Here is a 10,635-nt window from a genome sequence, read left to right on the forward strand (position 1 = left end):
ATGCCGCCCTTGGCGTCGCGCAGGTAAAGCGTGTTGCCGTCGTAGGCGACTTCGGTATTTTTCAACGCCTGCTGGGTATCGAAGATATTGTGGCCTTTGCCGCCGGCGATCAGGTTATAGCCGCCGGCGTCGCGGAAGATATCGTCGCCGTCGCGGCCCTCGAGATAGTCGTTGCCTTTGCCGCCCTTGATCAAATCATTGCCGTCGCTGCCGATGATAAACGTCGGCCCGCTGTGCGTTTCCGCGTTGCGGTTCAGGTCTTCCACCCAGGTATTGCCGCGCGTGACGTTCGACAGGTTGGAGACGATGAGGGTCGAGTCTTTGTCGGTCAGTGAATAAAACTCGGAGTTCAGCACCCGCATCAGGCCGTCCTGATAAAAGAACGGCAGGTGCGACAGCCAGGTCGGAATGTTGAGAATGGAAAACGGCAGCAGGTTCCAGGCGTCCGAAGCGTAGTGATCGTTGAAGTTGACGATATTGTTGGTGGCGGAGGTATGGGGCGCATCGTGAACGCCCAACGACGCCCCGGTCAGCGTGGTGCCGTCGAGCGCGCGGAACACCGGATCGTTCTCGTAGCCGATGTTGAGCACCTTGCCGCCGGTTTCGTACTGGGTCGGCGAGGCGAAGGCGACATAGTTGGACTGCGCGTAGAAGCCGCTCCAGCTGGCGTCGCTCTGCGCCGCCATGCTGTTGACCGCCAGCCCGCCGAGGCTGTGGCCGCTGACCACCACGTCCTCGCCGCTCAGCCCGTGGGCCTGCGCGAATTTCGCGACGTCGCCCAGCAAGTTGCCGAAGGCCTTCAGCGTGTAGCCGTCGGCGTAGCCTTTCGGCCCGAACCCGGCCAGCAGATCGTTAATCACATCGCCGATGGTATCGCCGATCAACGACTCGCGCGGGCCGCTGGTGCCGCGAAATGAGATGCCAATGGCGGTGAGATTGCCTTCGCTGTCATATTTGCCCAGCACCTCGGCCTGTGCGGTGGTGTAACCGGCGGTCTCGCCGTAGTAGGTGCCGCGCGCATCGGTTTTGCCGGCGTAACCGAGCTGCGCGGCGCTGATCACTGACCAGCCGGCATTGTTTACCGCCTCCTGCGCGGCCTGTTCGGAGTCGGGATTCCAGGGGAGGCCCGGCAGGCCGCCCTGCGACTGGGTGCTGCCGATGAGCGCAGTGACCAGCGTCAGTGGCAGACCCAGCCCGAAACCGGTCTGGTGATAGCCTTCATCGAAGCCGTTATCGATATTGTGGTAAGCGTAGGTAGAGATGGCCAAGGCGTCGGAAAACAGCGCCTTCGACGCGTTTTCGTCCAGATCCTTATAGCTAAAGATGCCCATATCAGTTCCTTATGAAGTATGCCGCCTGGCCTGGAAGCGAACTCTCATGCGCCGGCGGTGGAAACAGGGAAACAACGTTAGCCGAACGACAGCTGGTCGGAGGACCAACATCGGTAGAATTATTATTAGTGCCAAATATTAGGTCTGCGAATCAAATTGGCGAGATTGTGCGTTGGTTAACAGTGCCGGCGCAGGCTCTCCTATACTGATAGCTCGATATAGTCATTAAGGAGACTGATTGATGAAACGTTATTGGTATGCGGCGCTCGGCCTGATGGCGTGTGGCGCGGCTCAGGCGGCGGCAACCGACGTCGAGATGCATCTGGTGACCGGGCAGGGTATCGGTCAGGACATCGGCAACGTGGTCATCAGCGAAACGCCGTACGGCTTACTGTTCACGCCGAGCCTGAAAGCGTTGCCGGCCGGAGTACACGGTTTCCACGTGCATGAAAAAGGCAGCTGCGAGCCGGGCATGAAGGACGGCAAAGCGGTGGCGGCGCTGGCGGCCGGCGGACATTTCGACCCGCAAAAAACCGGGAAACACCTCGGGCCGTACGCCGACGGGCACCTGGGTGATTTGCCGGCCATCTATGTGACCGCCGACGGCATGGCGAATTACCCGGTGTTGGCGCCGCGGCTGAAAAAAATCAGCGAAATTGAGGGCAAGGCGCTGATGGTGCATGCCGGCGGCGATAACCATTCGGATCATCCACAGCCGCTCGGCGGCGGCGGCGAACGCTTCGCCTGCGGCGTGATCAAGTGATCACCCGCCGCTAACGGCCCGTGCGGCGGCGGGCTGGCCCATCGCCTGTTGCAGCTGCTGCAGTGAGCAGTAAAGCCGCCAGATCAGGCCGGCCAGATCGCGCGCCGCCTGTTCCGGGTGATGCGCCAACGCGTTGCTCATGCGCAGCAGCTCCTGCAGCGTGGCGTCCAGCGAACTGTGCTGCACGCCTTTCTCCGTCATGATGCCGCGCAGGCAGTGGATACAGACGTTGCGCACCGCCGACAGCGGATCGGAACGGGTCTGCCAGTCGCGCAGCTGCCAGACGATATGGCTGCAGTTGAGCAGCACCACGCCCCAACGCAGCAGCCAGGTGCGCGCTTCCTGATCCTGACTTTGATTGAGTTGGCTGATGCGATGGTAGATCAGCGATTCGAACTGACTTTCGCTCTGCTGCGGCCGTTTGCTCAACTGATCGATAAAGTCGCGCCGCAGCGCGCGGATAATGCGGCGGCTTTTGCGTTTGTCCGAGCTGGGGCGCAGGATCTGAAACGCCAACCCGGCCAGCAATACACCGACGACTTTAGCGATGTTGTCATTGATAAAGGACTGGTAGTCATAGCTCGGCGGATTGCTGACGGTCAGAAACGAGCCCATAAAGACGATCAGTTGCCCCCAAAGCGCGGCATAAGGCGGGTTCTGCAGCTTGAGCATCTGCATGGTCACCAGGATCGGGAACAGGAAGGCGCAAAACACCCAGAAATCGTCAATCTGGATCATCAAACCGAATTTCACCACGAAGCAGGCGACCGAGAGCAGCAGCACCGCCTTGAGCAAGGTGCTGACGCTGTTGATCGGCGAAGGCGTGGAAGAGTAGAGCACGCAGCTGATGGCGGTGAGCGTCAGCGCCGCGCTGCCGGCGTCCCATTGCGTGTTGATCCAGTAGGCGCAGCCGATCACGATGCATAAAAAGGTGCGCAGGCCGTTATAGGCGGCTTCGTAGCTATCGGTATGACGCGCCAGTGGGGTGACGCGCGGCGGCTGGAGATCGCTGACCGCCGTGGCGCTTTCCAACTGCCGCAGCCAGCGGTTGCAGCGCAGGTAAAGCCAGCAGAAATCGCGCAACCGCAGCCAGAAGGCGCGATGGCGGTAGTCCGTCGCATCTTGCGGGGCGATCTGCTGGAGCAGACGCGCCAAGCGATATTTATCGGTGGCGGGATCGCGCAGTTCGTCCAGCAGTTGCGTCAGCACCGGCATCAGATTGGCGGGGCGATCCGGCCAGTTCAGCAGCATGCGGCGCAGGCTGGAGATGACGCTGGTAATGCGCAGCTGTTGATGCAGCAGATAGTTGAGCAGGTTATTTTGCCGCCGCAGCCGGTAGTGGCTCCAGAATGCCTGAATGCGCAGCAGGTTCATGGTCAGGATCTGGCCGATGACCCCTTCGTGCGAGGTGCGCATCTGCGCGGTGACCTCCGGCTGCCACAGCATGGCGGCGTGCTCCAGCAGGCGCAGCTGCATGCGCCGCAGCGAGGTCAGCAGGGCTTCGCCGTCGGAGGTGCTGGGCAGGATCATCATCATCAACCCGCCGCACAGAATGCCGGTGATCACTTCGCAAACCCGCGCCTGAGCGATATCGAATATCTGCTGGGTATCGGTGACGTTGACCGTGCCGAAGGCGATGATGGCGGCGGTATAGCCCGCCAGCGCGAAGGCGTAAGAGACGTTGTTTTGGTAATGATTCGAGACGTAGGTGCACAGCCCGATCCAGGCGGCGATGAACAGCGTAAACAGCCAGGGATCGTTCAGGCAGTGGCCGGCGATCGCCACCGACGCGGCGGCGCCCACCAGGCTGCCGAAGATGCGGCCGATGCTTTTGCTGATCACGCCGCCGATGGTGGGGAAGCTCACCACCGCGGCGGAGGTGAGTGCCCAATAGGGTTCGTCGAGTTCGAGCACGAACGCCACCCACAGCGCCAGACACATCGCCAGCGAGTTGCGCAGGGCATAGCGCCATTGTCCGCCGGTCGCCTTACCCCAGGGGGTCCGGCTCCACTCCAGAAAAGGCAGATTCACACTTTAGTTCCGCTGATGAATCGAGATGGTGCAGGTGGTGCCGGCGACCAGCGTCAAATCGGCGGGCACGTTGAGCAATTTTATCCGCACCGGCACGCGCTGGGCCAAACGCACCCAAGGCACATTAGGCTTAACGTCCATTAATAGATCATTGCTGCTGTCGACGCTCTGATCGTAAATGGCGCGTCCGATGCTCTCTACTTCCCCCTGCAGCGGCGTGTTGCCGTTATATAAAACGATGTCCGCTTTATTGCCTTCCTTTATATGCTTCAACTTGGTTTCTTCGAAATAACCGAGCACATAAAACGAATGCACATCCACCAACGCCACCAGAGGCGTGCCGGCGTTGGCGTAGTTTCCGACGCGTGCCTGCAGGTTGGTGATATAACCGTCGGTTGGCGCATAAATTTTGGTTTTGCTCAAATTCCATTTGGCCTGTTCCAGGTTGGCCAGCGCGGCTTTATAGGCGGCCTTCATTGCCTGAGCGGCTAAATTGGACTCGTCCAAGTCTTCAGCGGAAATAACGTTACGTGGCAAACCGCGGCGGCGGGCAGCCTCGTGGTCCGCTTTGGCCAGATCGGATTGCGCTTTTGCCACCGCGGCCTCGGCATTGTCCAGCGCAATCTGGTAGGGCACCGGGTCGAGGGTAAAAATCAGACTTCCCGCAGGTACGAACTGATTGTCATTCGCGCTTATTTTCTCTAATCTTCCAGAGACTTCAGGGGTGATATTGACGAGTTCGGCGCGCACTTTTCCATCACGGGTCCATGGGGATTGCATATAATAATTCCAGAGCCACCAACCGGCGCAGACGGCAATGGCGCAGACGATCACCGTAGAGAAGTATTTTAATGTTTTATGCTGCATGGGTTACCAACTCGCTAAAATCCATAAGGAACCGCTGACGGTCAGAACGAAAATGGACAGGTCCATCAACATGGGATGCCAGATTTCACCGGAATACATCCAGTCTCTCAGCAGTTGATGAATCAGCAGCCATAAGACCAGTCCTAGTAAAAAAGCTTTAAATATAGGCGGAAAATAAAGCGATGCCCCCAGGACCAAATCGGGTAAGGGGGATGAGGTGTGTAACCATGATGTATTCACATTAACAATCCCTAAGGGTGAATATGTTGAATATTTGCATAACGATTAAACAATAACGGCTAAAAATAGTGGCTATTTCCACAATATACATTATATACATTTGTGTTTTTAATGTGAGTTACCCAAAATAGTCTAAACTCTGGGAGGTAATGTTAGCATGCTAATTATAAGGAGGGGGAAGTGGAGTCAACATTAGGTTCAGATTTAGCACGATTAGTTCGTGTTTGGCGCGCGCTCATCGATCATCGGCTCAAGCCGTTGGAGCTGACCCAAACGCACTGGGTCACTTTGCACAATATCAATCGTTTGCCGCCGGAGCAGTCGCAAATCCAGTTGGCCAAGGCGATCGGTATCGAGCAACCGTCACTGGTTCGCACGCTGGACCAATTGGAGGAGAAGGGGCTGATCACGCGTCACACCTGTGCCAACGATCGCCGCGCGAAGCGCATCAAGCTGACCGAAGCGGCCGATCCGATCATCAGGGAAGTGGACAGCGTGATCACGTCTACACGCAGTGAGATTTTAAGCGGCATTACCGCCGACGAAGTGCATCTGTTGGTAGGGCTGATTGGCAAGTTAGAACAAAATATCACCGAACTGCAGAACAAATAATAATATTCTTATTTTCTACGATTACAGTTTCACAGCATCAGAAATAAAACCGGAGGCGATTGCCTCCGGTTTGCCGTTTGTCGCCGACAGACTTACAACGGGGAAACGGTGATGGTGTCGCCCATGCGCGCCATGCGCACACGCTGGCCAGGGCTGAACTTGGTGTCGCCCGCTTTCTGTACCACCACGATGTTCTCTTTCTGGTCGGTCTTGATTTCCAGCTCGTAGCCGGAGGTCCGACCGGCCACTTCACCGATGCTGTTACCCGCCGCGCCGCCGGCAATAGCGCCCGCCGCGGTAGCCAGCGTACGACCGGTGCCGCCGCCAACGGTGTTGCCCAACAGCCCGCCAATCACCGCGCCGCCGATCATCCCCATGGCGTTGGAGCCTTCGCCGCCCTGAATTTTAACCGGACGCACGGAAACCAGCGTCCCGTAGGTGACGGTCTGTACCTGCTTGGCCTGCGAGGACGAGTAGACATCGCCGGACATGGATTCATTGGCACAGCCGGCCAGCGTAACGGCGGCGACGGCAACGACGAGAAGACGCTTGATCATATAAAACTCCTGATGGTAGTAGTCCATAACCTGGCAATGCTCACCAGGCAAGATTCAGTGAAAATGATAGACAAAGTATGGCTGAAAGTTGACACACCGCCATGCTTCATCGCTGCATGCAGCTTAACTTTTCTCTGTTCAACCAATAATAAACCGCGGTTTACCTTTATGACAGCCTTGGCGACATTCCGTCACCTGTTATGGCACGGTTTAACACATAGCCCGTGCCACAGCGGCGCCAGGGGGCATCTGGCTCACGGTGCGTAAAAAAAGCATCATAATTCATGGCGTTAATCCGGCAATTCTGGTTTATTTGTCAGGATAAATTTTGCTTACCGCGCGGGTTAGAGGATGTTGCTATGAAGTCAGGCCGCTATATAGGCGTCATGTCCGGCACCAGTCTGGACGGAATCGATGTGGTATTGGCCGCGATCGACGATCGTATGGTGGCGCAGCAGGCCAGCTATAGCCATCCGATGCCGATGGCGTTGAAAAAAGAGATCCTGGGGATGTGCCAGGGGCAGCAAACTACGTTGGCCGCCGTCGGCCGGCTGGACGCGCAGTTGGGCTCGCTGTTCGGCGAGGCGGTGCTCGGTCTGCTGAAGCAAACCGGCATCGACGCGGAGCAGGTCACTGCCATCGGTTGCCACGGCCAGACGGTGTGGCACGAGCCGGAAGGCGACGCGCGTTTCTCGATGCAGCTCGGCGATAACAACCGCATCGCCGCGCTGACCAATATCACCACCGTCGGCGATTTCCGCCGGCGTGACATGGCGTACGGTGGGCAGGGCGCCCCGCTGGTGCCGGCATTTCATCAGGCGCTGCTGGGGCATCCCGTCGAGCGGCGCATGGTGCTAAACGTCGGCGGCATCGCCAACCTTTCTCTGCTGTTGCCCGGTACGGCGGTGCGCGGTTTCGATACCGGGCCGGGCAACATGCTGATGGACGCCTGGGTGTGGCGCCACCGCGCGCAGCCTTATGATCAGGGCGGCGGTTGGGCGATGCAGGGGCGGGTCTGCTTGCCGTTGTTGCAGCAGATGCTGGCGGATCCGTACTTCGCGCAGCCGGCGCCGAAAAGCACCGGCCGCGAGTATTTCAATATCGCTTGGCTGGAACGGCAGCTGGCCGGATTGCCGGCGATTGCGCCGGTCGACGTACAGGCCACGCTCACGGAACTGACCGCCGTCAGCATCAGCGAACAGGTGCAGCTGGCCGGCGGGTGCGAGCGTCTGTTGGTGTGCGGCGGCGGGGCGCGCAACACGCTGCTGATGGCGCGTTTGTCGGCGCTGCTGCCGGGCACGGAAGTTGGGCTGACCGACGATTTCGGCGTCAGCGGTGACGACATGGAGGCGTTGGCCTTTGCCTGGCTGGCCTTCCGTACGCTGTCCGGCCAGGCCGGCAATCTGCCTTCGGTAACCGGCGCCAGCCGTGAAACGGTGCTGGGTGGGATTTATCCGGTTTTGCCATTGGGGGGCCGTTAGCTCTGTTAGGATAGCCTGTGAAGGATTTTTCTAAGGAGCAACAGCATGAAAAAAGTCTTTTTCGTCGCCGGCGCGCTGGCGCTGTCCGGCTGCAGTTACATCCTGCCGCAGAGCAGCCAGACGATGCACTATCAGTGTGGCACTACGCCGCTGACGGTGGCGCTCGACGGCAAGGCGAGTGAAGTCAGCCTGCTGATGGATGGCGAGCAGCTGCATCTTAAGCAGGTGCTGGCGCTGACCGGCGCCAAATACAGCGACGGTAAATACACTTTTTGGTCGAAAGACCGTAACGCCTATCTTGAGCGCAACGGCAAGGTAGTCATGAGCGACTGCGTGTTGACGGAGTGAGGGTTGACGGCGGCGTCGGAGCGATTGAGTTCCTGACGCCGCAGGCGCAGAATGTAACGACGGATTTTTTCAGTTGGTCGATAACCCAGATGATTGAAAAGAATGAGTTTGATGTTGCGGACCTGCGCCGAGAATACACCCGGGGCGGCCTGCGCCGCAACGATCTGACCGCCAGCCCGCTCGAACTGTTCGAGCGTTGGTTGAAACAGGCCTGCGACGCGCGCCTGGCGGATCCCACCGCCATGTGCGTCGCGACCGTCGACGAACACGGCCAGCCTTATCAACGCATCGTGCTGCTGAAGCATTTCGATGAGCAGGGGCTGGTGTTCTACACCAACCTCGGCAGCCGCAAGGCGCAACAGCTGGCGCACAACCCGCATATCAGCCTGCTGTTCCCCTGGCACATGCTCGATCGCCAGGTGATTTTCCTCGGTCAGGCGGAGCGTCTGTCGACGCTCGACGTGCTGAAGTATTTCAACAGCCGGCCGAAGGACAGCCAGATCGGTGCCTGGGTCTCGCAACAATCGTCGCGCATTTCCGCGCGCGGCGTGCTGGAAAGCAAATTCCTCGAGCTGAAGCAGAAGTTCCAGCAGGGCGAGGTGCCGTTGCCGAGTTTCTGGGGCGGATTCCGCGTGAAATTTGACTCTGTCGAGTTCTGGCAAGGCGGCGCCCATCGCCTGCATGACCGTTTCCTGTATCAGCGGGACGGGAATGACTGGAAAATTGACCGACTGGCACCCTGAAGGCGGAAAATCCTCTCTAAGCGCTGGTGCTGATGCCGCCGGCGCTTTATTCTATGCGCTACCCTGAATTTTTATTTCGCCACTGGGCGAAAGGCCGTGTACCGGCAAAGGTGCATTCGTTTATACATGGAGTCATTGATGGCAAGCAGCAACTTGATTAAACAACTGCAAGAGCGGGGCCTCGTTGCCCAGGTTACGGATGAGGAAGCGTTAGCGGAGCGACTGGCGCAAGGGCCAATTGCACTGTATTGCGGTTTCGATCCGACCGCTGACAGCTTGCATTTGGGCCATCTGGTTCCCCTGTTGTGCCTGAAGCGCTTCCAACTGGCCGGCCACAAGCCGGTAGCGTTGGTGGGCGGCGCCACTGGCCTCATCGGCGATCCGAGCTTCAAAGCGGCGGAGCGCAAGCTGAACACCACCGATACGGTGAACGAGTGGGTCGAGAAGATCCGCAAACAGGTTTCCCCGTTCCTCGATTTCGACTGCGGCGGCAACAGCGCTATCGCGGCCAACAACTACGACTGGTTCGGCGGCATGAACGTGCTGACCTTCCTGCGTGACATCGGCAAGCACTTTTCCGTCAACCAGATGATCAACAAGGAAGCGGTCAAGCAGCGTCTGAATCGCGACGACTCCGGCATCTCCTTCACCGAGTTCTCTTATAACCTGCTGCAGGGCTACGATTTCTCCGAGCTGTATAACCGCCACCAGGTGGAGCTGCAGATCGGCGGTTCCGATCAGTGGGGCAACATCACCTCGGGTATCGATCTGACGCGCCGTCAGCACCAGAAGCAGGTGTTCGGCCTGACCGTGCCGTTGATCACCAAAGCCGACGGCACCAAGTTCGGTAAAACCGAGGGCGGCGCGGTCTGGCTGGCGCCGGAAAAAACCAGCCCGTACAAGTTCTACCAGTTCTGGATCAATACCGCCGACGCCGACGTCTACCGCTTCCTGAAGTTCTTCACCTTCATGAGCCTCGAAGACATCAACGCGCTGGAAGAAGAAGACAAGAACAGCGGTAAGGCGCCACGGGCTCAGTACGTGCTGGCGGAAGAAGTGACCGGCATGGTGCACGGTGCGGAAGGCCTGGCGGCCGCCAAGCGCATCACCCAGAGTCTGTTCTCCGGTGCGCTGCACGACATGACCGAAGCGGACTTCGCCCAACTGGCGCAGGACGGCATGCCGACCATCAAACTGGACCGCGACGCCGATCTGCAGCAGGCGCTGGTGAATGCCGAACTGGTGCCGTCACGCGGCCAGGCGCGCACCATGATCGGCTCCAACGCGGTAACCATCAACGGCGAGAAGCAGTCCGATGCCGAATACCGCTTCAGCGATTCAGACCGTCTGTTCGGCCGCTACACGTTGTTGCGTCGCGGCAAAAAGCATTACTGCCTGGTGGATTGGCAGTAAGCGTCAGCCAGTCTATATGACATGAAAAGCCCGGGGAGCTCCCCGGGCTTTTTTTATCGCATGGCGCGGATGACGATTAGGCAAACGCCTCCGGCAGCGAGTTTTCGGCCGCAACACCGTTCACGGTGACGGCGGGCGAGTGGTAGTGCAGAGTTGCGGCAACCACGTTGGGATTATGGTTGCCGACCGAGAAAACAAAATCATTATCGTCAAATGTCTGGTTATGATTTTTATCCACGATGACATAGA

General features: G+C 58.6%; 11 protein-coding genes. 6 read left to right on the top strand and 5 right to left on the bottom strand.

Annotated features, from left to right (window positions below):
- Positions 1–1,331, bottom strand: a 1,331-nt coding sequence (locus ADK28_RS25135; RefSeq protein ID WP_048796961.1) for a polyurethanase, incomplete at its 3' end; no start/stop codon positions are given.
- Between the two features lie 241 nt (positions 1,332–1,572).
- Between ADK28_RS25135 and sodC the strand changes: the two genes are divergently transcribed.
- Positions 1,573–2,094, top strand: coding sequence for a superoxide dismutase family protein (gene sodC / locus ADK28_RS25140; RefSeq protein ID WP_033640491.1), 522 nt, complete (start codon positions 1,573–1,575; stop codon positions 2,092–2,094).
- On the opposite strand, the gene ADK28_RS25145 is transcribed toward sodC, so the two are convergent.
- Genes ADK28_RS25145 through ADK28_RS30660 form a run of 3 tightly spaced genes read right to left on the bottom strand, consistent with a single transcriptional unit; the run spans position 2,095 to position 5,232 of the window.
- The gene (locus ADK28_RS25145; protein ID WP_048796962.1) at positions 2,095–4,125 is read right to left on the bottom strand and encodes an FUSC family protein; all 2,031 of its coding nucleotides are present in this window, start codon (positions 4,123–4,125) and stop codon (positions 2,095–2,097) included.
- A 3-nt stretch (positions 4,126–4,128) separates the two neighbouring features.
- On the bottom strand, positions 4,129–4,992 hold the full coding sequence (locus ADK28_RS25150) for an HlyD family secretion protein (protein ID WP_004931305.1): 864 nt from the start codon (positions 4,990–4,992) through the stop codon (positions 4,129–4,131).
- A 3-nt stretch (positions 4,993–4,995) separates the two neighbouring features.
- Positions 4,996–5,232, bottom strand: a complete 237-nt coding sequence (locus tag ADK28_RS30660; protein WP_004931303.1) for a DUF1656 domain-containing protein — start codon at positions 5,230–5,232, stop codon at positions 4,996–4,998.
- A gap of 180 nt (positions 5,233–5,412) precedes the next feature.
- Between ADK28_RS30660 and slyA the strand changes: the two genes are divergently transcribed.
- The gene (slyA, locus tag ADK28_RS25155) at positions 5,413–5,844 is read left to right on the top strand and encodes a transcriptional regulator SlyA (RefSeq protein ID WP_004931301.1); all 432 of its coding nucleotides are present in this window, start codon (positions 5,413–5,415) and stop codon (positions 5,842–5,844) included.
- 92 nt (positions 5,845–5,936) lie between these two features.
- On the opposite strand, the gene ADK28_RS25160 is transcribed toward slyA, so the two are convergent.
- On the bottom strand, positions 5,937–6,401 hold the full coding sequence (locus ADK28_RS25160; protein WP_028128178.1) for a glycine zipper 2TM domain-containing protein: 465 nt from the start codon (positions 6,399–6,401) through the stop codon (positions 5,937–5,939).
- 359 nt (positions 6,402–6,760) lie between these two features.
- Between ADK28_RS25160 and anmK the strand changes: the two genes are divergently transcribed.
- The 4 genes from anmK to tyrS all read left to right on the top strand — a co-directional run bounded on the left by anmK (position 6,761) and on the right by tyrS (position 10,386).
- Positions 6,761–7,882 (top strand): anhydro-N-acetylmuramic acid kinase, encoded by a 1,122-nt coding sequence (anmK, locus tag ADK28_RS25165; protein WP_048796963.1) that lies wholly within the window; start codon positions 6,761–6,763, stop codon positions 7,880–7,882.
- A gap of 45 nt (positions 7,883–7,927) precedes the next feature.
- A complete protein-coding gene (locus ADK28_RS25170) occupies positions 7,928–8,230 on the top strand; it encodes an MliC family protein (protein ID WP_016927910.1) in 303 nt (100 codons plus the stop codon).
- A gap of 89 nt (positions 8,231–8,319) precedes the next feature.
- Positions 8,320–8,973: a pyridoxamine 5'-phosphate oxidase gene (gene pdxH / locus ADK28_RS25175; protein ID WP_004931292.1), complete on the top strand. Its 654-nt coding sequence runs from the start codon at positions 8,320–8,322 to the stop codon at positions 8,971–8,973.
- A 138-nt stretch (positions 8,974–9,111) separates the two neighbouring features.
- Complete coding sequence (tyrS, locus tag ADK28_RS25180) at positions 9,112–10,386, top strand: tyrosine--tRNA ligase (protein WP_033640489.1); 1,275 nt, start codon at positions 9,112–9,114, stop codon at positions 10,384–10,386.
- Positions 10,387–10,635 lie beyond the last annotated feature (249 nt).

The organism is Serratia sp. 506_PEND (assembly GCF_001076875.1).
In the GTDB taxonomy this organism is placed as follows: Bacteria; Pseudomonadota; Gammaproteobacteria; order Enterobacterales; family Enterobacteriaceae; genus Serratia; species Serratia marcescens.